Consider the following 24,906-nt stretch of genomic DNA (forward strand, 5'->3'; position numbering starts at 1 on the left):
TATTAGAGAATGTTATCAGAGTGTCATAACAATCTCTTATGAGCGGATTGTTTGATTGATAAATAGCCCGGCGACAAGCTTATTCATTCAAGCACAGTGCCATTTGATTATCCTTAATCGCAAAAGCCTGAAATAAGTTATTCAATTTAGGATGTGAAAATCCAAAACGTTGACAAAGGCTGGCAAATGCTTGATTTCTATCCAATGTGGAAAATGCATTGGGTCCTATCAAGCTTTGCCACAGTTGTGTTTCCAGCACCCGCCAATCACGGTCATCCAGATGCTGTTGTCGAATGTCCAGCGCTTGTTTGAAAAATATCGCTGCCTGTTCGGTCTGCTGATCTAACAATGCCACCCTGGCCAATATCATGGCATTATCCGAAATCGCCAAATGGGCCTTGTCTAAATGGGCCAGGCGAAGAGCCATACTGTCATGGGCCCATTGACGCGCCGCTTCAATCCGGCCATTGAGCAAATACATATGGGCTAAATTATTCATGGCATAGGCGGCACTCACCGGCGGTTGTGGGTGATGCTCGATTTGCCTTTGATAGGCTTTGTTAAACCAATTAATGGCGTCATCGATTTGGCCCAAATCATAGGACAATAAGCCCAGATTATTCTCCACCGAGGCCAGATCAGGGTGATCACTGCCCAATTGCTGCTGTTGAATGTGCCAGGATTGATTAAGGATCTCGACTGCCTGGCTGTATTTTTGTTGCTGGCGCCATAACAAAGCCCGATTATTTAACACCCTGGCATAGACTAAACTACGGTCTAAGTGTAAATGTTCATAGGTCTGTAATGCCACGCTATAATGACCATCTGCTAAATCCAATTGACCCAATTCAAAATTGACGGCCGCCAATCGATTATGGGCATCGGCGGTTAATTTATGCTGCTCACCCAACTGTTGTTGTCGCGCTGTTAACACCGCCTGAAAATTTATCAACGCCGCGTCATAATGACCTTGAGAGTAATCTAAAACAGCGATGGTCGACAGGCTTTTTAAACTGCGGTTATCTAATTCGCCGTACTGTATCAACTGGCAGTCAAAAAAACACTTTTACGGGGCCGTTGCCGAATCGATGCGCCGTATTCTGGTGGAGTCGGCCCGTGCTAAAAACACCTTAAAGCGCGGTGGTGGCCAAGCCCATGTTTTTAATGTTGATATCCCCGATGAGGTGGATATCCAAGATGATCTGGTGGCCTTAGATGCCGCCTTAACCACCCTGGAGCACAAAGATGAGACCATGGCACAGGTGGTCAAGTTACGTTATTTCTCAGGACTCAGCATCGATCAGGTGGCTGAGCTGTTAGAAATCTCACCCCGTACTGTCAACCGCCAATGGTCCGCCGCCCGTGCCTGGTTGATTACGCAAATGCGTTAACCCGAATGGTTCTTTTTTTAACAGGTCAAATCCCGGGCTTGAATAATGTGTTTAATGGCTTTGGCGATGCCAATGACCACCCTGTTTTTCCTCCAAAAATGACGGTTATGTTGTTTATGGCGGCAAGGATTAATTATTTACGCCAATTATTTTTGACTTCTTAAAATAAACACCACGAAGTTAAAAAAGTTTATTCTTGCGGTAATTGCCATTCATTGCGGACAAAGTGACATGTGTAGCCATCGGGATAGCGTTCTAAATAATCCTGATGCTCCGGCTCAGCTTCCCAAAAATCACCGGCAGGTGCCAATTCAGTGACCACTTCACTGTCCCAGTAACCCGATTCATTGGCGGCCAGAATGACTTTTTCAGCGGTTTCTTTTTGCGCATCAGAGGTGTAAAAGATGGCCGAGCGGTAACTTGTGCCGATGTCGTTGCCCTGGCGGTTTTTGGTGGTTGGATCGTGGATTTGAAAGAAAAACCGCAACATGTCTTTAAAACTGGTTTGCTCAGTATCAATGATAATCTCGATGGCTTCTGCGTGGTTGCCGTGATTGCGGTAGGTGGCGTTTTTAACATCGCCACCACTGTATCCAACCCGGGTGGACACCACACCGGGCTGTTTTCTGAATAAATCCTGCATGCCCCAAAAGCAGCCGCCGGCCAAAATAATGCGTTCTTGTGTCATGTGTTTTTCTCGTGGAGTAATTATTCAATTTTGGGTTCTGGCAGTGAATTTATCAAGTGTCTGTTTTCAGTCACGGGGCATTTCTTATACAATGCCGACAGCCCAAAGCACAACATCCTATTATGAAAATCATACAAACCCGGGGACAAGGCCCGGTGATAAATATGCTTCACGGCTGGGGCATGCATGCCGGTATTTTTAAATCCTGGGCGACTGACTTATCGAACGACTTTACCCTGAATTTAATTGATTTACCGGGACATGGACAAAACCGGGATCGACTGCTTTCTGATAATGCCGAAGATTTAGTCAATGATTGCCGGGAAATACCCTCTGGTGTCTGGTTGGGTTGGTCGATGGGCGGCTTAATCGCGCTTAATCAGGCCATACATAAACCGGAACAAGTGAATGCGTTGATTATGGTCTGTGCCACACCGTGTTTTCAGGCCAAGCCGCATTGGCCACAGGGCATGCCGATAAAGACAGTGCGTGCTTTTCAAGACAGTTTACAACAGGATGTCATGGCCACCATCGATCGATTTCTGGCTTTGGAAGTCATCGGTGTGCACAATGAACGCCAACATTTTAAACAGTTACAAGACATTGTCTTTTCGCAACCCCTGCCGCATAAGACCGCACTGATGAATGGTCTTAAACTGTTACAGCATACGGATTTAAGTGCGGCATTGAAAAACCTCACAATGCCCTCACTTTGGCTCAGTGGTCGGCGCGATCGCATTGTTCACCCTCATGCCATGCAACAAGCCGCTGAAATAAGTGGCGGTCAGTTTCATCTGTGTCGCGGTGGTCACGCCCCCTTTTTACAACATGCTGATGCCATGTCTGGCATCATTCGAGATTTTTTATGAGCTTAGAACACCATCAAATCAAGGCCGCTTTCAGCAAAGCTGCCCAGCAATACGAACAACATGCAGTATTGCAAAAAGAAGCCCTGGAACGCTTATTGGAACGGGTTGATTTTGATGCCTTTGAATCTGAACAACCTTTTTCACCCCAAACCATTTTGGATTTAGGTTGCGGCACCGGCTGGGCGGTTGAGCCTTTATTAAAACGTTTCCCGGACAGCCACATTATTGCCGCTGATTTTAGTGCACAAATGCTTAATCAAATCAAACCACATGAACAAGTCGAATGCCGCCAAACCGATGCCCATGCCATTGATGTTCATGCTGGCAGCATCGATTTGTTGTTTTCAAATTTAATGCTCCAATGGTGTGATGAACAAACCGTTTTTCAGGAAATTAAACGCGCCATAAAACCCGGCGGCCTGATGCACCTGACCACCATGGGTGAACATACTTTGCATGAATTACACCATGCCTGGTCCCAAATTGATGACAAGCCGCATGTGAACCATTTTGTGCCGGCCAATGAGTTGGCCGATTTGGCCTTACGCCTGGGATTTGAAGATGTGATTGCTGACTCTGAGTTAATCACCATGACTTACAAATCGGTGGTTGATGTGATGCGGGACCTGAAAAATATCGGTGCCCATAATACCGATGACAAACGGTCAAGGGGGTTAACCTCACCACGGGTTTTAAAAGATTTGACAAAGCATTACGAACAATTTCGCACCGAAGAGGGCCTGATACCGGCTACCTTTGAACTGGTTTACTTAAGGGCCAAAAAATCAAGCCAAGATCATGGCTTGTCGTTACGGATTAAAGATTAACTTCGAGTTTTTTCGCGGTAAGCCAAACCGGCAACACTGCTGGTTTTAACCGCTTCTCTCACGGCTGTTTCTGACTCAGACAATTTAATCTGACGCCGTTGTTGCAGTACCACGTTCATGCGGGTGCGGTGAGTCTCGACATAACCGCGCTGCATAATCACTTCTAATAACGGCTGTTGCCATTGTGACTCATTGTCTTCGACGATTACACAAGCCGGTAACAGATGATTCGGTGCATCGGTAAAAAACGGCAGCAAGGCCCGGTCTTCGTTGCCTTCGACATCACATTTTAAGACATGAATACGCGACAGTTTTAAGTCTTCAATGACAGACAATAAGGGCCGACAGTCCACCTCAATTTTGCGGCTGTGGTGCTGCCTGCTTAAAGACGATGCGCCTAAATTTTTGCGGTTGACATAAAAAGACATTGAACCGCTGTCATCACTGACGGCCACCGGCTGAATGTCAATCCGTGGCTTGTCTGTGCAGTCGGCCAGTGTGGCGCCGAGATTAAACCGCAAACGCTCAACCATCAGCGGATTCGGCTCAAACGCCACCACCACGCCGGACTTTCCTAACTGCCGTGCCGCCAAACAGCTGTAAATACCGGCATTGGCACCGATATCCACCAACACGCCATCTCTGGGCAATAATTTCAGCATTAACTCACGCTCAAGCGCATCAAAACGCCAGGGCATAAACACAAAGCTGCGCTCTGAGACATTGTCCACCAGAACCACCCGCATTTTGATACCATCCAGCCTTAAATCAAGCGGACCTTCCAGGCCACGGATGACCCGTTTACGCTGCCATTGGGCCAACTGCTTACCAAACCAGTTTGCCGGTAAACGGCGGCACCAGGCAATCCGCTCAGCGGTGACTTCATCGGGTGTAAAATGCCCGAAATGATGCTCAAAGACAGAATTCACATCAACCATCGAAGTACCACATAAGGCCCGACAAACAGAACTAAAATCAATAATTTATACAGTGCCAGAAACCACCAGTAAGACACCCATAAAGTTTCCCGGGGTAAATCAATGAATCTCTGATGCACCCGTACCATCCAGTTTTTGGCACCCAGAACAAGTAAAGCTGCGAATAACAAAATACCCCAGTGAACCAGGATATTCCATCCTAAAAAAGCCTGCCAGTCAAACATAAAGTACTCACCATTAAAACCATCATTATTATAACCGATTGTTAAGCACAGTTAATTCACGATTAATACAAAGGTCTCTACATAATTGATATAATGGTTTCATGATTAAACTATTCACTGACGAACGGCTTTTTGTCCTGGTGCAATTAAAACAGCAGTTAGATGACGTCGATATATCCTGTTTTATTAAAAATGAATTGTTGGCTGGCGGTACCGGTGAATTGCCGTTTACCGAAACCTGGCCGGAGTTGTGGTTGCACAAAAAATCAGACTACCCCGAAGCCATTAAAATAGTGAATGCATTTAAAAAAACACTGGATGAATCCGTGGATTCACCGGACTGGACCTGCCCGCAATGTGGCGAGATCAATGAAGGTCATTTCGGTTTGTGCTGGTCCTGTGGCCGGCAGGCTGCACCTGAAAGCACTTAACTTCGTTGATAACGGAGATTTGGCTGTTGTTCATCAACCGCCTGAAAAGACACAATTTGCGCTGTGTTTACTTGTACCCGACGAATATTATTGTCCACATCGGCATAGATAAAATGCAACCACTCTACACCCTTCTGGCTGTTAATATCGATGGGTAGAACACGGCCATAGCTGATTTTTTCACCTGCCTGATTAAGACAAACCATATCCAGACGGCGTTTTTGAACAATCGCCGCTTCTTGGTGCAGTGCATTGAACATATTTGCTCTATGAGTGAATCATAAAATAGTCAGCTACAAGACATGTTTTCTTCGTAATAGTTATTCATATTACAAGGAAACATAACGCCGTAGATGACTGTTTTATGGTTCACCCTTTGGGAGTCAGTCACAAACCACATTACTGCGTTATCGTTCTTGGCAAGGACTAAGGCCATTACCTGCAAACGATGCCTTGTTATGTGGTTTGTGGCTGGCTCTCATAGTGCAAATATGTTCAATGCACTGCACTGTATCTTGGGCACCACATGGCAGTGGGGTATTCATAGGATTATTTTAACACGAAACCCATCGTCTCATTGTCACCAACAGGCTATAATTAAATCAGTCCACGCAAGAGTCCAACCATGCCAAAACACGAATCGATTAATTACCTGGAATTTGCCAGCCGTGATTTAAACGAAAGCAAATCATTTTTTAACACCGTTTTTGGCTGGTCGTTCACGGATTATGGACCTGACTACACCGCCTTTAGCCTGAGCAATCTCGATGGTGGTTTTTTCAGTTCTGAGCAAGTCAAAACTGCCGATCAGGGCGCACCCTTAACCGTGTTTTATTCCGCCAAGCTGGACGAAACTCTTAACAAAGTCCGTCAGGCAGGCGGCCGTATCACCCGCGATATTTTTGACTTCCCAGGTGGACGTCGTTTTCACTTTAAAGAACCCGGTGGTAATGAAATGGCCGTGTGGTCTGAATAAAAAGGTTTTATCATGCTCATTGTTACCAATCGAAATATTAACCAGGACCGTTTTCAAAATGGTGTGGCCGATGAGTTTGCTTTTGGCGAGCAGGTTAATGCCAAAGGCCCGAATGAAATCCGGCTGGCACACGCCAAAAAACTTAAATCAGGTCCGAATAAAGGCGACTGGCGGATTAAACTGGTGAAAGAACCGAATAATCTCACCGCCGAGAATCTACCTTCACGGCATGAATTTTCCGCACTGCGTAAGCGCCTGCAAAAAGCCAACAAGAATTGCGTCTTTTTTATTCACGGCTATAACCAGTCTTTCCAGAAAAACCTGGCACAAAGCCTGTTAATCGAAGAATTGTATGACGTCGAAGTGGTGGCTTTTTCCTGGCCGTCGAATACCGGTGGTTTCACCACCCGTGAATACCGCGATGCCAAACGCACCGCCCAGGCCTCAGTGGCCGCACTCGATGCCACTTTAATGAAACTCGGCGCTTATCATTGCGGCCCTTTTGATCATGACCATCAGAAAAACTGCGATGTTAAATTATCACTGATGGCGTATAGTTTGGGTAATTTTCTGCTCCAAAACTATGTGCGTGATGCCTTGTACGAAAATGATGCCAATATTTTCGCCAACATTATCCTGTGCCAGGCCGATGTGGATCATCCCGGACACCAGTACTGGGTCGATGCCATTGAAACCGGTAAACGCATCTACATCACCATCAACGAAAATGACTGGGTCCTCAAATGGTCCGACAGCAATTTCCAAAAAGACCGCCTCGGTCGCACCGCCCGCGGTCTGATTGCCCAAAAACCCAATTACTACGACTTCACTGACGGCCCCGGCGTCGAACGCACCCACGGCCTGTTCTACGCCGACACCAACGACACCGTCAGACACTTCTTCAAAACCGTCCTCAACGGAAAACGTCCCGATGATTCCCTGGATTTATTTTATGATGATATTAGTAATAGCTGGCGGTTTTAATACCGCTTCATTATAAATACATTTGTCCCTTTTTTTATAAATCTCTCGTTACTCACAGTAAACAGGAGATTTATATGATTCTACGCGTATTGATTTTATTTTTATGTTCAACTGGTGCTTGGGGGCAGCAGCTTTTAAGCAATGGTCATTTTACCCAAGGTGTAAGCCCGTGGGATAACCCTTCTCATACACCGCAATGGTTATCGAATGATGGCCACCATCAACCGGGTGCCATTTCTTTTAGTGATAACTTTAATAATGGTGGTTCTATTTATATGTATTCTGAAAAAATACCGGTGATTCCCAATTATCATTATTTATTGGGGACATCTTACAAATACCCGTCATCCGCCACACCTGCTTATATGAACATGATTGTCGAGTGGTACGACGCCAATGACGTAAATGTCGCCACGTGGCCCTGGCATACGATTTTTGATATGTCACAACCTGATACATGGCTGGATTTTGATGGCGAAGTGAGCAATGAGTACGGCGGGGGTGTATTTGCGCGGGTGGTGTTAACCCTACAAACCCAATCCTCAGGCACGGCCAATAATGAAGCCCGGTATGACGATGTGCTGTTTTATCAGGACACTGTTTTTATGACTGATTTTGAATAATTTCGGACATGTCGCCCCCACACTTAAGCGGGGGCGAGTGACCGTCTTACTTTTTCTTCGGCAGATACATATCCGTAATCGTACCCTCGAAGGCTTCGGCACTCATGGCGACGGATTCGGCCAGGGTTGGGTGCGGGTGGATGGTCAGGCTGATATCGGCGGCTTCGCAGCCCATTTCGATGGCCAGACAGAGTTCACTGATGAGCTCGCCGGCATTGGTGCCGACGATACCGGCGCCGAGGATTTGCTCGGTTTCCGGATCAAATAGAAGCTTCGTAAAGCCTTCGGTGCGGTCGTTACCGATGGCGCGGCCACTGGCGGCCCAGGGGAATTTACCGACTTCATAGGCGATGTCTTTTTCCTTGGCTTCATTTTCAGTCAGCCCGACCCAGGCGACCTCCGGATCGGTGTAGGCCACCGAGGGAATCACACGGGCATCGAAATAGACTTTTTCACCGGCGGCGGCTTCGGCGGCAATTTTGGCTTCGTGGCTGGCTTTATGGGCCAGCATCGGTTGACCGACCACATCGCCGATGGCGAAGATATGGTTGACGTTGGTGCGCATTTGTTTATCCACCGAAATAAAACCTCGGTCATCGACCTCGACCCCGGCTTGATCAGCGGCGATTAAATCACCGTTGGGGCGGCGGCCCACAGCCACCAGAACCCGGTCATAGGTTTCACTGTCATCGCCGTCAAAGGTGACTTTAAGTCCGGATTTCTGGGCTTTGCATTCAGTGACTTTTGATTTCAGTTTAATCTCAGCACCCATGGTTTTCTTCAAATGCTGTTGTAATGGTTTCACCAGGTCTTTATCGGCACCTGGAATTAGCTGATCCATCATTTCGACAATGGTAATCTCACTGCCTAAAGCAGAATACACCGTGGCCATTTCCAAGCCGATAATACCGCCACCGATAATCAATAAGGATTTCGGAATCTCGGTCATGGCCAGGGCATCGGTGGAATCCATCAGACGCTCATCATCCCAGGGCATATCGGGCAATTTAAAGACCCGCGAGCCGACCGCGATAATGGCCTGGTTAAAAGTTAATTTATCGTCACCGACTTGTAAGGTATGGTCATCGACAAATTTCGCTTCACCGGTCATGCGGTTAACTTTGCGTTGTTTGGCCATTTGTGCCAGTCCGCCGGTGAGTTTTCCGACCACGCCGTTTTTAAAGTCCAGGAGTTTTTCGCGGTCAATTTCAGGCTTTTTAAAGACCACGCCATGATCTTTCATCGCTTGTGTTTCACGAATGATTGAAGCCGTGTGCAGCAAGGCTTTTGAAGGAATACAACCGACATTCAGGCAAACACCACCCAGAGTGTCATAACGCTCCACCAAGGTGACATTTAAACCCAAATCAGCGGCACGGAACGCAGCGGTGTATCCACCCGGGCCGGCACCAATCACCACCAAATCGGTGTCGTAATTATGGTCTTGTGAGACGGTTTTTTGCGTGTCTTGCTGGGTTTGTTTTTTAGAAGATTTTTCAGCGGATTTATTGGTGGTTTTTTGTGTCTCTTCAGATGATTGCTTTTCTTTGTCCGGCTGTTTTTCAGTTTCATCCGATTGACCACTGTCTTCACTGACTTCCATGGTGCCGATAACAGCGCCTTTGGCCATGTTGTCGCCTTCGCTGACATCCAGTGATTTTATGGTGCCGCTTTCGGGGCTGGGGATTTCCATGGTGGCTTTTTCTGATTCCAGAGTAATCAGGGATTGGTCTTTTTCAACTTGGTCACCTTTTGCCACTAATATCTCAATCACCGGTACATTATCAAAATCACCGATATCCGGTATTTTTATGTCAATTGTTTTACTCATAAAGTATCTCGTTAAGTGTTATCCCATAAGGGAACGTGTAAGGCCTTGGCCAGTTGTTCGGCATCCATCAGCATTTGTTCATAGTTTCCGTGATCGACCACCGCCACCCGGTTGCCATCATTTAAGACCAAATTCAGTTCGTAACTGCTATATCGGCCCTTATTGCCTCTGACTGTTTCCGTCATTAACTGTAAAGCCCTGACCCGGTTTAAGTCCGTGATAGTGTCTTTTTGGTGTCTGTCCGGCCTTTTAAAACCGGCATAAAATTCACGGCTCACCAAATCAAAAATCCGTGGCTTGGTCAGCCACCGAACCAGATAGATACCGGCGACTGAAAAAGGCAGACCGACAAACAGGCCAATAAACAACAACTGCCATGATTCGCCGCGCATAATTTGCCAGATCATGCCACACAAAATACCCAAACCCACCAACAAAAAAACCAGGCCAAAAGCCAGTCCGCCTTTGGTGGCTTTAAACATCAATGTTCGACCACCTGACTCCGGCGTAATTAAATAATGCGTCCCGAAACTACTACCCCCGGGCTTTAAGGGCGTCCAGGCCACCTGATGACTAAATTCATCGTTAAACCGCTCGTGAGCAACATCCTGTGTGCCGGCTGATTCAGCGGCAGCTTTGGCTTGCTCAACCTTATGTTTAAGTTTTTCCAGCCATTGAGGCATTGTTTTACAACAGCATTTTCTTCATATCAGACAGTATGTCGGACAAATACACAATAAACCTGGCCGCATCAGCACCGTCAATCACGCGGTGATCATAACTTAAGGACAGCGGTAACATTAAACGCGGCTCAAACTCTTCACCATTCCAATGGGGTTTCATCTGTGATCGTGAAATACCCAGAATCGCCACTTCCGGGGCATTGATAATCGGCGTAAATGCGGTGCCGCCGATACCCCCTAAAGATGAAATCGACATACAACCGCCTTTCATGTCATCGGGGGATAGTTTACCGTCACGGGCCCGCTGTGAAACTTCGGCCATTTCTTTGGCGATTTCAAACACTTCTTTTTTATCACAATCACGAATCACCGGCACCACCAGACCATCGGGGGTGTCCACGGCAATACCGATATGGAAGTACTTTTTGTAGATCAAATTCTCGCCGTTAATATCCAGTGAGCTGTTAAATTTGGGGAATTTTTTCAGGGCTTTGGCCAGCGCTTTGACCATAAACGCCAGTGGCGTGAGGTTAAAGCCCATGTCTTTGGCGTCTTGTTTGTTTTCCTGACGAAATTCTTCGAGCTCAGTGATATCGGCTTCATCGTATTGCGTGACGTGCGGTATGCGCACCCAATTACGGTGTAAATATTTACCGGAAATTTTCTGAATCCGACTTAAGGCCCGGGTTTCAATGTCACCGAATTCAGTGAAATCGACCGCCGGGAAAGGCGGCACATCAAAACCGCTTTTAACCACGGTATCACCGGATTGCATCACGGTTTTCACATGTTTTTCGACATCTTCTTTGGTGATGCGGCCTTTGCGGCCACTGCCTTTTACCTGCGCCACATCAACACCCAGTGTGCGGGCAAATTTTCGCACCGCCGGAGAGGCATGGGCCAGTTTGCCGACACGTTCTGTGGGCACCTCTTCGGGCACCGGCGGTGGTTTTGGTCCACCTTTTTCGCCACTGTTGACTGGTTGCGGTTTGCGCTTGGTTTGTTTGGGCTGGTCTTGAGTGGTTTTATCTTGTTTTGACTTGTCTTCTTTGGCTTCTGGTTTATCATCTTCAGAATCGTCCTCTGAAGCATCCGAAGCACTGATTTCAAGTTCCATCATCGGCGTGCCCATTGAAACAGAATCACCTTCTTTGACCAGTAATTTGGTGATCTTACCGCCTTCAGGACTGGGCACTTCAATGGTGGCTTTTTCAGACTCTAAAGTAATTATCGGGTCTTCAGCATTGACTTCATCGCCTTCACTGACCAGGACTTCAATGACTGGCACATCGGTAAAATCACCAATATCCGGTACTTTTATTTGTTTTGTTTCACTCACAATACTGTCCTCAATTGTCTTAAGAGACGCGTGGATCGTCTAAATCCGTCTGTATGTTATAGGTTTTAATCGCTTTTTTAATCGCTGTTTTCGGTAAGTCACCGACTTTCACCAATTCTACCACGGTGGTGTAAGCAATGTGGTTACGCGACACTTCAAAAAATTCTCGTAATTGCTCACGGGTATCGGAGCGACCAAAACCATCGGTGCCCAAAGTGGCGTAAGGGGCTTTCACCCAAGGTCTGATTTGTTCCGCGAAATCGTGCACATAATCGCTGGCGGCTATCACCGGACCGGGCTGTTTGTCTAAACATTGCTCCACATAGCTGAGTTTGGTCTTTTTATCGGCATGTAAGCGGTTATGACGTTGCACCGATTGGCCTTCCCTTTTCAGTTCGGTGAACGAGGTGGCACTCCAGACATCACAAGCCACCTCAAAATCCTTGTGTAACATGTCAGCAGCGGCCTCCACTTCCCGTAAAATACTGCCACTGCCCAGCAGCTGCGCCTGGGCTTTGCCTTTTTTTGGACGTTCTTTTAATTTATACAGACCTTTGATAATGCCCGCTTCACAATCTTTAGGCATCTCCGGATGCGGATAGTTTTCATTGAGTAAAGTAATGTAGTAATACACCTCATCATTATCAACAAACATGCGTTTTAAACCTGATTGCAGAATGACAACAACCTCGTAGCCATAGGTTGGGTCATAACTAATACAGTTCGGCACGGTGGAGGCAATCAAATGAGAATGGCCGTCCTGATGTTGCAGTCCTTCTCCGTTCAGGGTTGTGCGGCCTGATGTGCCGCCCAGTAAAAAGCCTTTGGCGCGCATATCACCGGCGGCCCAGCAGAGATCGCCGATGCGCTGATGACCGAACATAGAATAATAAATATAAAACGGAATCATCGGCGTGTTGTAATTGGCATACGAAGTTGCCGCTGCTATCCAGGAGCACATGGCACCGGCTTCGGTAATGCCTTCCTGTAATACCTGACCATCTTCAGATTCTTTGTAAAACATCAGTTGATCAGAATCTTCCGGTTCATATTTCTGGCCCTGGTGAGAATAGATACCGAGCTGTCTGAACAAGCCCTCCATACCAAAGGTACGCGCTTCATCACAAATAATCGGTACTATTTTTTCCTTGATGTTTTTATCTCGCAACATCACCGCCAGTGACCGAACAAAGGCCATGGTGGTGGAGATTTCACGATCACCGGAACCTTTGGTGATGCTTTCAAATGCGGCCATTTCAGGAATGTCTAAAGGCTGGTTTTCATAACTGCGTTGCGGTAAAAAACCACCCAGCTCTTCACGCCGCGCCAGCATGTATTTCATTTCCTCTGAATCATCAGCGGGCTTGTAATAGGGCACCTCTTCAAGCTGATCATCTTTAATGGGCACATTAAATTTATTGCGAAATTCCCGAATCGCTTCGGTGTCCATTTTTTTCTGTTGGTGGGTGGTGTTGGCGGCTTGACCACTGGGACCCATGCCATAGCCTTTCACGGTTTTCGCCAGAATCACCGTCGGTTGCCCTTCATGCGAAGTGGCTTCGCTGTAAGCGGCATACATTTTGTGTGGATCATGACCGCCTCGGTTTAAGCGCCAGATATCATCATCGGTCATGTGTGAAACCATGGCTTTGAGTTCCGGGTATTTGCCGAAGAAATGCTCACGCACATAAGCGCCGTCTTTGGATTTGTACATTTGGTAGTCACCATCGACGGCTTCTTCCATGCGTTTTCGCAATAAGCCATCGGTGTCTTTGGCGAATAATTTATCCCAGTAAGAGCCCCAAATCACTTTGATCACATTCCAGCCGGCACCGCGGAATACGCCTTCCAGTTCCTGGATGATTTTACCGTTACCGCGCACCGGTCCGTCTAAGCGTTGTAAATTACAGTTAATCACAAACACCAGATTGTCCAGATTCTCACGGCCGGCCAGTGAAATGGCACCCAAAGATTCCGGTTCATCGGTTTCACCATCACCCAAAAAGCAATACACTTTACGGTCGGTTTTTTCAATGATGCCTCGACTTTGCAGATATTTCATAAATCGTGCCTGATAAATGGCCTGAATCGGTCCCAGTCCCATGGACACCGTGGCAAACTGCCAGAAATCCGGCATCAACCAGGAATGTGGATAAGAAGGCAAGCCTTTCCCGCCGACTTCTTCGCGGAATTTGTCCAGTTGTTCTTCGCTAATACGGCCTTCTAAAAAAGCACGGGCATAAAAGCCGGGAGAACTGTGGCCTTGTACATATAATAAATCACCGCCAGAAGGGTGGTCTTTGCCACGGAAAAAATGATTGAAACCGACGTCATAAATGGTGGCGGCCGAAGCAAAGGATGCAATATGACCACCGAGAGAGCCGGGGCGGCGGTTCGCACGGACCACCATGGCCATGGCATTCCAGCGGATAATGGCACGGATTTTCCACTCTAAATCACTGTCACCGGGGGATTGTTTCTGTTCCGTTACCGGAATGGTGTTGAGGTAGGCGGTGGTCGCCTGGTAGGGCAAATGGCCACCGGATCGGCGATTTAAGTCAATCAGTTGTTCAATCAGAAAATGGGCCCGCTCGGGGCCTTCTTCCGCAATCACGGCTTTTAATGAATCCAGCCATTCTTGGGTTTCTAAAGCGTCAATATCATGTTGGGTTTTGATGTTTGTCATAATATCACTTGGTTATGGTGTTTTGGGCGTCAACGGCGGCGATGGCGACCATGTTAAAAATTCTGCGGACAGAAGAGGATGGGTTGAGCACATGGGCCGGTAATTGGGTGCCCATAAGCATGGGGCCAACAGTCACGCCTTCAGAAAAATATCTTATCATATTTAAGGCGGTGGTGGCAGTGTCCAGATTAGGCATCACCAATAAATTGGCCTTTTGCGTGTAATCAGCGCTGGGAAATACCTTGGATCGGATATTGGGTACCAGGGCATATTCGGCATCCATTTCACCTTCAACCTGTAAGTCCGGTGCCTGCTGTTTGATGAGCGCTAAAGCTTCGCGCATTTTTTCAGGGCTTTCACCGTCCCGGGTACCGAAATTCGAATATGACAACAAAGCCAAACGCGGGGTCTTGCCAAAAGCTCTAACACGCTCAGCAGCACTGATGGCCATACTGGCAATTTCTTCGGCCGTTGGGTTGGGATTGACATTGGTGTCGGTGATAAAGTAACTGCCTCGGTCGGTGGCCACCGCGCTTAAACTCGATGGTGTCTGGTCTTTTAAACCAATCACATCAATAATGTGTTGTAAGACTTTATGGTAACGACCGTTTAAACCCGCCAGCATGGCATCGGCTTCGCCGCGTTTAACCATCAGCGCGGCTATCACCGTGGTGCGGGTTCTGACCACCGCTTTGGCGATTTCCGGACTAACACCTCGCCGTTCCATCAGTTTATGGTAGAGTGTCCAATAATCGTAAAAACGTGGATCATCTTGTGGGTTAACCAACTCAAAATCTTCGCCAATGGTCAGATTAATGCCAATCCGTTCAATGCGTGATTGCACCACATCCGGGCGGCCAATTAAAATTGGTTTGGCAAGTCGGTCACTGTTGATAGTGAGCACGGCACGCAACACCCGCTCATCTTCACCTTCGGCCAATACCACGCGTTTTAAATCTTTTCGTGCCTGATTGAATACCGGGCGCATTAGTAAACCGCTTTGATAGACAAATTCACTGAGCTGATGTTCGTACTTTTTCAGGTCATCAAGTGGTCGTTTGGCCACACCACTGTCCATGGCGGCTTTGGCCACCGCCGGCGCCACGTGTAGCAAAATACGCGGATCAAAAGGTTGCGGAATCAGGTAGTCACGACCAAAACTGAGCTCTATGTCACCATAAGCTTCACGGCTCACATCGCTGACTTCCAGCCGGGCCAGGTGAGCCAGGGCTTTCACACAAGCAATTTTCATGGCATCGTTTATGGCGGTGGCGCCCACATCCAATGCACCGCGGAAAATATAGGGAAAGCACAGAACATTATTGACCTGGTTCGGATAATCAGAGCGGCCGGTGGCAATGATGGCATCGGGCCTGACCTCGAGTGCCAACTCCGGCATAATTTCAGGTGTGGGGTTCGCCAGTGCCAAAATTAACGGATCTTTGGCCATTTTTTTCAGCATGTCGGGTTTGAGTACACCGGCCACCGAAACACCGAGGAAGATGTCCGCGCCATCCAAGGCTTCGGTCAGTGATTGTTGTTTGACGCCTTTTGCGTATTCAATGCGTCGGGGATCGCTTAAATCTTCTCGGCCTTCATACAAAACACCCGATGAATCAGACACAATAATATGTTCGCGTTGCATGCCCATGGTCACCAGCAAGTCCAGACAGGCCATACCGGCCGCACCGGCACCGGAGGTGGTGAGGCGAACATTTTCAATTTTTTTACCGGTGATTTTCAGGGCGTTAATCACCGCGGCTGCGGTAATAATGGCGGTCCCATGCTGATCATCATGAAACACCGGAATTTTCATGCGTTTTTTTAAGGCTTCTTCCACCTCAAAACATTCCGGTGATTTAATGTCTTCGAGGTTGATGCCACCGAAAGTCGGTTCTAATGAGGCAATGATCTCAATCAGTTTATCGGGGTCTTTTTCATCAATCTCGATGTCAAACACATCAATGCCGGCAAACTTTTTGAACAACACCCCTTTACCTTCCATCACCGGTTTTGAGGCCAGCGCACCAATATCACCCAGACCCAGTACTGCAGTGCCGTTGGAAATCACCGCCACCATGTTACTTCGGGCGGTGTAATCAGCGGCCTTGTTTGGGTCAGCGGCAATCGCCTCTGACGGCGCTGCCACGCCGGGCGAATAGGCCAAAGCCAGTTCTTTTTGAGTGGTTAAGGCTTTGGTGGCTGTGATTTTAATTTTACCGGGCGTTGGATACTGATGGTATTCAAGCGCCGCTTGTTTCATGTCTTCAGAAAGACTCATGGTGTCACCCCAATATATGTATCAACAAGTAACGGCTTAACCATCCTGAATAAGCCGTCACCCTGTTTTAGCCTTGTTCGGCCTGTTCGTCGTATTGACCCAATGTGGCCAAAGAATTCATGCGTGCACGATGCAGCAGTTCAGCCTGAGCCGCTTTGACGTTGTTTTTGGGATTGTCACCCCAAACTTTAAGGGCTGAGGCCTGTAAAGCACGACCATAAGAAAAGCTTAACGGCCAGGGCAACTGACCCATTTGATTCATAACATTTAAATGTTCAGTGGCTTCAATTTCAGATTGTCCCCCGGATAAAAATACAATACCTGCCAAAGCAGCCGGAACGGTATTAAAGAAACAACTTAAGGTGGCTTCGGCCACCTCTTCGGCATCAGCCTGCTCGGGACAATCACTGCCGGACACCACCATCGATGATTTTAGAATACAGGCTTCTAAAATTACATTGTGCTCGTATAACTGGCTAAACAATGATTTCAGGGTCAATTCAGTGACTTCATAAGCGGTGGCAATGTCGTGACTGCCGTCCATCAAAACTTCAGGCTCCACAATCGGTACCAGCCCCGCTTCCTGACACAAAGCCGCGTAACGCGCCAGCGCATGGCTGTTGGCTTCAATGCAAGTCTGACTGGGATTGTTTTCTGAAATGGTGATGACCGCACGCCATTTGGCGAATCGGGCGCCCATGTCATAGTATTCATGCAAACGTTCACGTAAGCCATCTAAACCCTCGGTAACTTTCTCACCGGGAAATCCGGCCAGATCTTTGGCACCTTTGTCCACTTTAATACCCGGAATAATGTCGGCATCCTGCATGATTTTAACCAGTGATGTACCGTCCGGTGCTTTTTGACGGATGGTTTCGTCAAATAAAATCGCCCCGGATATGTATTCACCCAGGCCATCAGCACTCAATAACATATGGCGGTAATCTCGGCGGTTGTCTTCAGTGCAGTCAACACCAATGGTGTCAAAGCGTTTCTGACAGGTGCCGGTGCTTTCATCAATCGCCAATACGCCACGCCCCGAGGACACCATAGCGGCGGCCGTTTCAATCATTTCATCTATTCTGTCTGTCATAATCTTATCCTGTTAAGTTTTTAAATTTATGAGGGCTGTCGGGATTACCGCTCAGCCACTTGTTCAAGTTGGGTGACCGCGGGCAAAGGTTTGCCTTCCAGTACCTGCAAAAAAGCCCCGCCTCCGGTGGAAATATAAGAAATTTTATCTTCGATACCATATTTGGCGATGGCTGCCAGGGTGTCACCGCCGCCGGCCATGGAAAAACCGCCACTTTGGGCAATGCCTTCAGCCAATAACTGGGTGCCCCGAGAAAACTGCGGAAATTCAAACACACCCACCGGGCCGTTCCAGACCACGGTTTTGGCTTGTTTGGCCAGATAAGCATAAAGAGCAGCTGTTTTGGGTCCGATGTCCAATATCATGTCATCATCGGCCACATTGTCCACACTTTTTACTTCAGCCAAGGCATCGCTTTTGAATTCTGCCGCCACCACCACATCTTCGGGGATGGGTATTTCATTGCCGGCTTCTCTGGCTGTTTCGATGAGTTGTTTCGCCTCATCCACCAAATCCGGTTCATACAAAGATTGTCCAATCCTGTATCCCGCGGCTTTAATAAAAGTGTTGGCAATACCGCCGCCGACAATCAGTTTATCCACTTTGCCAACCAGGCTGTGCAACACCTGCAACTTACCCGAAACTTTGGCACCACCAATGACTGCCAGCATGGGTTTGGCAGGGTTTTTAAGCCCTTTTTCAAGGGCAGTTAATTCTTTGACCAGCAAAGGCCCGGCACAGGCTATAGGGGCATATTGCGCGACACCGGTGGTGGATGCATGGGCGCGGTGGGCGGTACCAAAAGCATCCATCACAAAAATATCACAGAGCCCCGCCAACTGCCTGGCCAGTTGTTCATCATTGCTTTTCTCGCCGGCTTCAAAACGAATATTTTCTAACAGCACCACTTCACCGGGTTTGACATCCACGCCTTGATGCCAGTTTTGAATGAGTTTAACATCTTGATTCAATAAGTGACTGAGGCGGTTGGCAACCGGTAATAATGAAAATTGCGGGTCATATTGACCGGCTGTCGGCCTGCCCAGGTGAGACACCAAAATTATCGCCGCATTTTGTGACAGGGCTTTTTTAATGGTTGGTAAGGCAGCCTGAATTCGGCTGTCATCGGTGATGTTGCCGGACGCCATGGGCACATTCAAATCTTCACGGATTAAAACCCGCTGATCAGTCAGCGTGAGTTCAGTCATGTGTTTCATCGTTTATCAACCACCATTCAGGCATTCATCAGGGCTTCTGCTACATCCAGCATACGACAAGAAAATCCCCATTCATTGTCATACCAGGCCAGCACTTTAACCAGCCGGCCATTGGTGACTTTGGTGACGCCGGCATCAAAAGTGGACGAATGGGCATTGTGATTAAAGTCAACGGACACCAAATCCTCATCACAATAACCCAATACGGCAGAATTATCGGCTGCTGATTTTACCACTTCATTGACCTCTTCGACAGTGGTTTCACGGCTGGCGATAAAAGTTAAATCCACTGAGGATACATTGATGGTGGGAATGCGCATGGCATATCCGTCCAATCGGCCATTGAGTTCCGGTAATACCAGCCCGATGGCTGCCGCCGCGCCGGTCTTGGTGGGAATCTGACTCATGGTGGCCGAACGGGCGCGGCGTAAATCTTTGTGGTACATATCGCTGAGCACCTGGTCATTGGTATAGGCATGAATGGAGGTCATTAATCCGGATTCAATGCCTATACTTTGGTGTAAAATCTGAGCCAGTGGCGATAAACAGTTGGTGGTACATGAAGCATTTGAAATCACGGTATCATCCGCCGTCAACACCTGGTGGTTCACACCATAAACCACGGTTTTGTCAATTTCACCGTTGGCCGGCGCTGAAATAATGACTTTTTTGGCCCCCGCTTTAATGTGCAAAGCAGCTTTGTCACGCGCTCTGAAGATACCGGTGCATTCCATCACCACGTCAACACCCAGCTCATGCCAAGGCAATTGTGTCGGATCCTTTTCATGACATAACTGAATTTCATCGCCATTGACCACCATTTTATCGTCTTTGAGGTCCACATCGGCATGAAAACGGCCATGTGCGGTGTCATGCCGGGTTAAATGAACCATGGCCCGGGCGTCACCCAAGTCATTGATGGCGACCACTTTAATGTCATGTTGTTTGAGTTCGTAAAGTGCCCGTAAAATACACCGGCCAATACGACCATATCCGTTAATTGCTATTTTTATTGTCATGAGGTTATTCCTTCTTATTAATAAACTTATTTATTGTTGAAAGGGTACTATTTCAACATAAATAAAGATTAAAGGCTTGAAAATTGGGTGGTTTACTCTAATTTTTTAATTAAAATGACTCATAACCACAAATATTTTTGAGGTACGAATATGTTGATTAAACCCACATCAAAAAATCAGTCGTGCCGGAATTTGCCAAGCGAAAAGCAGGCCATCAGAGAAAGTCTGGCGCCTTTTGCACCATTCCCTGGTGCACTTGAGCAGCCTATGCAATCCGAAACACGACAAAAAATATCAAAAGCTGCCAAAAAACGCAGTCATTAATTAAAAAAACCGGCCAGATAATACTCAGCCGGTTTTTTTATTTTTTTTGGGTGTAGCCGTTTCAATCCACCGTTGGCAGATCATCATTGCGCAGTTTCCTGTAGTACTGTTTCAGTTCACGTTTCACCACCGGTGCCAGGAAATATAAACCTATAATATTCGGAAATGACATGGCAAAAATCATCGCGTCTGAAAACTGAATCACGCCGGACAGGTTCATCGACGCACCAATCACAACGAAGACCAGGAACATCACATTGTAAACCGTTTCTTGTTTTTTGCCGGGGCCAAATAAGAATGTAAATGCACGCACCCCATAATAAGACCAGGCCAACATGGTGGAAAAGGCGAATAACACCACGGCCAGCGTTAACACATAAGGAAACCATGAGACATTACTGGCAAAAGCCGCTGAAGTCAGCTCAATGCCCTGAATGGTGTTATCAGAAGCTGCCGGTATGTAACCGGTGATACCAATCACCAAAGCGGTGATGGTGCACACGATAACCGTATCAATAAAAGGTTCATACAACGCCACCAACCCTTCGGTCACCGGCTCATTGGTGGTCACGGCCGAGTGGGCAATAGCCGCTGAACCGATACCCGCTTCATTGGAAAAAGCCGCCCGTTGAAAACCCACAATTAGAACACCGACGATACCGCCAAAAGCCGCTTTGGCATCCATGGCGCCGTAATAGATATCGCTGAAAGCTTCGGGAATATGTTGGTAATTCATGGCAATAATCACAAGCCCGGTAAGCACATAAATAATGCCCATAAAAGGCACCAGCTTAGAAGTCACTTTGGCGATGCCTTTAATGCCACCGATGATGGTGATGCCCACAAAGGTCGCCACAATCAAACCAAAGACCCAGCCGTAACCCACCAAAAAGCTGTCCTCACCACCGGTGATACTGACCAGTTGCTGGAATGATTGATTGGCCTGAAACATGTTGCCGCCCCCAAAGGAGCCGCCAATACACATAATCGCAAAGAAGATGGCTAAAAACTTACCAAACTTGGGAAAACCACGTTCACTGAAGCCTTTGGTTAAATACTGCATCGGCCCGCCGTGAATGGTGCCATCGGCCAGCACGGTGCGATATTTGACCCCCAGGGTACATTCTACGAACTTAGTGGACATACCCAAAAAGCCGGCCACAATCATCCAAAAAGTGGCGCCGGCCCCGCCGAGACTGACCGCCACCGCCACCCCCGCGATATTACCCAAGCCCACAGTGCCGGATAAGGCGGTCGAAAGTGCCTGAAAGTGTGTCACCTCACCATCGGCATCGTGGTAATCATATTTACCGCGGATTAAATCAAAGCCATGGCGAAACGATCGCAGGTTAACAAACTTATAATAAAGGGTAAAAAAAGTGGCTGCCAAAATGAGCCAGATAAGCACAATCGGGACCTGATAGCCGCCCGGAATGGTGATTGAATAAAACACCACACCGGCAATCGCATCTGAAATGGGCTGGACGATTGCATTGATTTTTTCATCCGCTTTAACCGCCCAGGCAGGCACCGAAGCCGAAACCAGAAAAAAAGCTAACAGTTTTTTTAAGTACATTAATTTATTCCCGTTCTTTTTAATTGAGTACGCATTCACCACGACCTTGCTAATCCGTCAGGCGAAAGATGGCTTATCATAACTGTTTTTTTATGTGGTATGAAGTTCAAAGCTACTTTTTTAGGTCGAGAATGAGTTCATCACCCACTTTGAATCCGTACTTGTCGGCCAAACCGGCATTGATTTCAAGAACATATTGAGCCGGTTTTTCACTCGGGTAATTGGGACACCGGCTGGTGGTGTTTCGGCACGGTGGCACATCGGCTTGAATACTGACCAGTATCTTATTGTGATTAAAATACAGTATGTCCAATGGAATCAGGGTGTTTTTCATCCAGAAAGCACGCGGCCGACTGTCGGGAAAAATAAACAACATGCCCGCATCCGGTGGTAAAGACTTTTTGTACATGAGACCCATGGCCCGGCTGTTATCGTCTTCTGCCAAACTGACCTGAAAGGTCACTTCATTGATGGAAACCTGATGGGGCGTTGTCTGGCAACCCGCCAATAGCAGAAACAGTCCAAATAAAAAGCTGGTTTTCATCATATTTTCGTTATTTTTTTATACACCGTGCTGGAATTTATCACTTAACAAGGCTAAACTCAATAAACTGTTAAATTTGAGAGTATTGAGTGGATATTGCAGAATTACTGGCTTTTACAGTCAAAAATAAAGCCTCGGATTTACACCTTTCGGCAGGCTTACCGCCGATGATCCGGGTAGATGGTGATGTTCGACGCATAAACCTGCCCCCTCTGGAGCACAAGGAATTGCATGACATGATTTATGACATCATGAATGATTATCAGCGTAAGGAATATGAAGAAACTTATGAAATTGACTTTTCTTTTGAGATACCGGGTCTGGCACGTTTCAGGGTTAACGCTTTTAACCAGAACCGTGGTTGTGGCGGCGTATTCAGGACCATTCCCACAGAAATCCTCACTTTTGAAGATTTGAATTGTCCGGCGATTTTTAAAGACATCATTGATGTGCCCCGAGGTTTAATCTTGGTGACCGGTCCCACCGGTTCGGGTAAATCCACCACCCTGGCGGCCATGATTGACTACCTTAATAAGAAAGAGCACGGCCATATCCTGACCATTGAAGACCCCATTGAATTTGTTCACACCAGCAATAAATGTCTGATTAACCAGCGTGAAGTACACCGCGACACCAAAAGCTTTGAAAACGCCTTGCGATCGGCTTTGCGTGAAGATCCTGACATTATTCTGGTGGGAGAGTTGCGTGATTTGGAAACCATTCGCCTCGCGCTGACCGCTGCGGAAACCGGTCACCTGGTATTCGGCACCTTGCATACTTCTTCAGCGGCGAAAACCATTGACCGTATTATTGATGTGTTTCCGGCCGGCGAAAAACCCATGGTGCGTTCCATGTTATCCGAATCATTACGCGCTGTTATCGCCCAAACCTTAATTAAACGGGTGGGCGGCGGTCGAATTGCCGCCCATGAAATTATGATAGGTATTCCCGCCATTCGAAACCTCATCCGTGAAGACAAAGTGGCGCAAATGTATTCATCCATTCAAACCGGACAGTCGATTGGAATGCAGACACTCGATCAATGTTTAAAAGATTTGGTCAATCGCGGCTTAATCGCCAAGGCTCAGGCCCGCTCACGTGCCGTATCCAAAGCTGATTTTGATTAATATGACACCGATGACAGGAGACACCCATGGACTTTAATTCATACCTCAAATTAATGGTGCATAAAAAGGCATCGGACTTATTCATCACCGCCGGTCTGGCGCCCAGTATTAAAATTCATGGTCGGGTGATTCCCATCACCCAGCAACCCCTCAACAAATCCCAGGCCAGAGATATGGTCACCGGCATTATGTCGCCCTATCAAAAAGAAGAATTTGAACGGACTCACGAATGTAACTTCGCCATTGGCGTATCCAGTGTCGGTCGATTTCGGGTCAGTGCCTTTTATCAGCGCAATGCCGTGGGCATGGTGATTCGTCGGGTTGAATCTAAAATCCCGACCTTCGAGAAGCTCAAACTGCCTGAAGTCCTCAAAGAACTGACACTCACCAAACGGGGTATTATTATCTTTGTCGGTGGTACCGGTACCGGTAAATCCACCTCTTTGGCTGCCATGATTGGTTACCGCAATGTCAACACCACAGGCCATATCATCACCATTGAGGATCCGATTGAATATGTTCACGAACACCAAGGTTGCGTGATTACGCAACGGGAAGTGGGTTTGGACACCGAGAGTTTTGAAGTGGCTTTAAAAAATTCGCTGCGTCAAGCCCCCGATGTGATTATGATTGGTGAGATCCGCACCAAAGAAACCATGCAACAAGCGGTCACTTTCGCCGAAACCGGCCATTTATGTCTGGCGACACTCCATGCCAACAACGCCAACCAGGCCCTGGACCGAATTATGCACTTCTTCCCCAAAGACGCCCGTGATCAGTTGCTGATGGATTTGTCCTTAAATTTACGTGCCATGGTGGCGCAACAGCTGATTCCTACACCCGACGGCAACGGCCGCCGTGCTGCGGTTGAAATTCTGATTAATTCACCTTTGGCACAAGAATATATCCGCAAAGGCAAAATCGAAAAACTCAAGGATCTGATGAAAAAATCCACCAACATGGGTATGCAGACCTTCGACCAGGCCATGTTCGAACTCTATCAGGCCGGCGAGATCACTTACGAAGACGCCCTGCGCCACGCCGATTCTGCCAACGAAGTGCGCCTGGCCATTAAGCTCTCTCAAGGCGGCGACGCCGACACTTTATCCATGGGTATGGATGGTGTGGGACTGGAAGAGGACAAGTAAAAGGTAACTTGGGCTTCGCTTTTTACGTCTACGACGTAACCCGCAAAGCCCAATGATTTTATGAGTCAGCTGCTGATGCGCTTCGCG

At 47.5% G+C, this 24,906-nt stretch carries 24 protein-coding genes; 9 read left to right on the forward strand and 15 right to left on the reverse strand.

The features are described 5' to 3' along the window. Nucleotides 1–79: 79 nt before the first annotated feature. Complete coding sequence (locus IEV16_RS09985) at nt 80–1,045, reverse strand: tetratricopeptide repeat protein (protein ID WP_188365563.1); 966 nt, start codon at nt 1,043–1,045, stop codon at nt 80–82. On the opposite strand from IEV16_RS09985, the gene IEV16_RS09990 reads away from it, so the two are divergent. Continuing rightward, on the forward strand, nt 993–1,391 hold the full coding sequence (locus IEV16_RS09990; RefSeq protein ID WP_188365564.1) for an ECF-type sigma factor: 399 nt from the start codon (nt 993–995) through the stop codon (nt 1,389–1,391). The two genes, IEV16_RS09985 and IEV16_RS09990, sit on opposite strands and share 53 nt — an antisense overlap. A 190-nt stretch (nt 1,392–1,581) precedes the next feature. Here IEV16_RS09990 and msrA read toward each other — a convergent pair whose 3' ends face one another. Further along, entirely contained in the window at nt 1,582–2,079 is a 498-nt protein-coding gene (gene msrA / locus IEV16_RS09995; protein ID WP_188365565.1) for a peptide-methionine (S)-S-oxide reductase MsrA, read from the reverse strand. A 122-nt stretch (nt 2,080–2,201) separates the two neighbouring features. On the opposite strand from msrA, the gene bioH reads away from it, so the two are divergent. Both bioH and bioC read left to right on the forward strand, forming a co-directional pair. Further along, the gene (gene bioH / locus IEV16_RS10000) at nt 2,202–2,948 is read left to right on the forward strand and encodes a pimeloyl-ACP methyl ester esterase BioH (RefSeq protein ID WP_188365566.1); all 747 of its coding nucleotides are present in this window, start codon (nt 2,202–2,204) and stop codon (nt 2,946–2,948) included. Beyond that, on the forward strand, nt 2,945–3,775 hold the full coding sequence (bioC, locus tag IEV16_RS10005; RefSeq protein ID WP_188365567.1) for a malonyl-ACP O-methyltransferase BioC: 831 nt from the start codon (nt 2,945–2,947) through the stop codon (nt 3,773–3,775). The genes bioH and bioC overlap by 4 nt, the downstream gene beginning before the upstream one ends. Here bioC and IEV16_RS10010 read toward each other — a convergent pair. Both IEV16_RS10010 and IEV16_RS10015 read right to left on the reverse strand, forming a co-directional pair. Further along, nucleotides 3,772–4,713, reverse strand: coding sequence for an FkbM family methyltransferase (locus tag IEV16_RS10010; RefSeq protein WP_188365568.1), 942 nt, complete (start codon nt 4,711–4,713; stop codon nt 3,772–3,774). The two genes, bioC and IEV16_RS10010, sit on opposite strands and share 4 nt — an antisense overlap. After that, entirely contained in the window at nt 4,701–4,937 is a 237-nt protein-coding gene (locus IEV16_RS10015; RefSeq protein ID WP_188365569.1) for a DUF6868 family protein, read from the reverse strand. Before IEV16_RS10015 ends, IEV16_RS10010 begins: the two co-directional genes overlap by 13 nt. Before the next feature lie 101 nt (nt 4,938–5,038). On the opposite strand from IEV16_RS10015, the gene IEV16_RS10020 reads away from it, so the two are divergent. Beyond that, nucleotides 5,039–5,368: a putative signal transducing protein gene (locus IEV16_RS10020; protein ID WP_188365570.1), complete on the forward strand. Its 330-nt coding sequence runs from the start codon at nt 5,039–5,041 to the stop codon at nt 5,366–5,368. Here IEV16_RS10020 and IEV16_RS10025 read toward each other — a convergent pair. Next, a complete protein-coding gene (locus tag IEV16_RS10025; RefSeq protein ID WP_188365571.1) occupies nt 5,365–5,628 on the reverse strand; it encodes a hypothetical protein in 264 nt (87 codons plus the stop codon). The genes IEV16_RS10020 and IEV16_RS10025 overlap by 4 nt on opposite strands. 365 nt (nt 5,629–5,993) lie before the next feature. Between IEV16_RS10025 and IEV16_RS10030 the strand changes: the two genes are divergently transcribed. The 3 genes from IEV16_RS10030 to IEV16_RS10040 all read left to right on the forward strand — a co-directional run bounded on the left by IEV16_RS10030 (nt 5,994) and on the right by IEV16_RS10040 (nt 7,951). Continuing rightward, a complete protein-coding gene (locus IEV16_RS10030) occupies nt 5,994–6,344 on the forward strand; it encodes a VOC family protein (RefSeq protein ID WP_188365572.1) in 351 nt (116 codons plus the stop codon). A 12-nt stretch (nt 6,345–6,356) separates the two neighbouring features. Further along, a complete protein-coding gene (locus IEV16_RS10035; protein ID WP_188365573.1) occupies nt 6,357–7,328 on the forward strand; it encodes an alpha/beta hydrolase in 972 nt (323 codons plus the stop codon). A 74-nt stretch (nt 7,329–7,402) separates the two neighbouring features. Further along, nucleotides 7,403–7,951 carry a hypothetical protein gene (locus tag IEV16_RS10040; protein WP_188365574.1) on the forward strand — a complete coding sequence of 183 codons (549 nt, stop codon included), beginning with the start codon at nt 7,403–7,405 and terminating at the stop codon, nt 7,949–7,951. Nucleotides 7,952–7,997: 46 nt separating this feature from the next. Here the strand turns inward: IEV16_RS10040 and lpdA are convergent, their stop codons facing one another. The 10 genes from lpdA to IEV16_RS10090 all read right to left on the reverse strand — a co-directional run bounded on the left by lpdA (nt 7,998) and on the right by IEV16_RS10090 (nt 22,547). After that, entirely contained in the window at nt 7,998–9,782 is a 1,785-nt protein-coding gene (gene lpdA, locus IEV16_RS10045; RefSeq protein ID WP_188365575.1) for a dihydrolipoyl dehydrogenase, read from the reverse strand. 11 nt (nt 9,783–9,793) lie between these two features. Next, nucleotides 9,794–10,465, reverse strand: a complete 672-nt coding sequence (locus IEV16_RS10050) for a hypothetical protein (RefSeq protein ID WP_188365576.1) — start codon at nt 10,463–10,465, stop codon at nt 9,794–9,796. Nucleotides 10,466–10,469: 4 nt separating this feature from the next. Beyond that, entirely contained in the window at nt 10,470–11,804 is a 1,335-nt protein-coding gene (gene aceF / locus IEV16_RS10055) for a dihydrolipoyllysine-residue acetyltransferase (RefSeq protein ID WP_188365577.1), read from the reverse strand. 19 nt (nt 11,805–11,823) lie between these two features. Beyond that, complete coding sequence (gene aceE, locus IEV16_RS10060) at nt 11,824–14,490, reverse strand: pyruvate dehydrogenase (acetyl-transferring), homodimeric type (RefSeq protein WP_188365578.1); 2,667 nt, start codon at nt 14,488–14,490, stop codon at nt 11,824–11,826. A 4-nt stretch (nt 14,491–14,494) separates the two neighbouring features. Continuing rightward, entirely contained in the window at nt 14,495–16,771 is a 2,277-nt protein-coding gene (locus IEV16_RS10065) for an NADP-dependent malic enzyme (protein ID WP_188365579.1), read from the reverse strand. 67 nt (nt 16,772–16,838) lie between these two features. After that, nucleotides 16,839–17,864: a class I fructose-bisphosphate aldolase gene (locus IEV16_RS10070; protein WP_188365580.1), complete on the reverse strand. Its 1,026-nt coding sequence runs from the start codon at nt 17,862–17,864 to the stop codon at nt 16,839–16,841. Between the two features lie 44 nt (nt 17,865–17,908). Next, nucleotides 17,909–19,072 (reverse strand): phosphoglycerate kinase, encoded by a 1,164-nt coding sequence (locus tag IEV16_RS10075; RefSeq protein ID WP_188365653.1) that lies wholly within the window; start codon nt 19,070–19,072, stop codon nt 17,909–17,911. Between the two features lie 26 nt (nt 19,073–19,098). Continuing rightward, entirely contained in the window at nt 19,099–20,100 is a 1,002-nt protein-coding gene (gene gap / locus IEV16_RS10080; RefSeq protein WP_188365581.1) for a type I glyceraldehyde-3-phosphate dehydrogenase, read from the reverse strand. Between the two features lie 385 nt (nt 20,101–20,485). After that, nucleotides 20,486–22,000, reverse strand: coding sequence for an alanine/glycine:cation symporter family protein (locus IEV16_RS10085; RefSeq protein ID WP_188365582.1), 1,515 nt, complete (start codon nt 21,998–22,000; stop codon nt 20,486–20,488). Nucleotides 22,001–22,112: 112 nt separating this feature from the next. Beyond that, nucleotides 22,113–22,547: a DUF192 domain-containing protein gene (locus IEV16_RS10090; RefSeq protein ID WP_229728316.1), complete on the reverse strand. Its 435-nt coding sequence runs from the start codon at nt 22,545–22,547 to the stop codon at nt 22,113–22,115. Nucleotides 22,548–22,633: 86 nt separating this feature from the next. On the opposite strand from IEV16_RS10090, the gene IEV16_RS10095 reads away from it, so the two are divergent. Together IEV16_RS10095 and IEV16_RS10100 are read left to right on the forward strand one after the other, a co-directional pair. Then, entirely contained in the window at nt 22,634–23,671 is a 1,038-nt protein-coding gene (locus IEV16_RS10095; protein ID WP_188365583.1) for a type IV pilus twitching motility protein PilT, read from the forward strand. Nucleotides 23,672–23,697: 26 nt separating this feature from the next. Further along, complete coding sequence (locus IEV16_RS10100) at nt 23,698–24,819, forward strand: PilT/PilU family type 4a pilus ATPase (RefSeq protein ID WP_188365584.1); 1,122 nt, start codon at nt 23,698–23,700, stop codon at nt 24,817–24,819. The last annotated feature ends 87 nt before the right edge of the window (nt 24,820–24,906 follow it).

Source organism: Marinicella pacifica (genome assembly GCF_014636635.1).
GTDB lineage: Bacteria > Pseudomonadota > Gammaproteobacteria > Xanthomonadales > Marinicellaceae > Marinicella > Marinicella pacifica.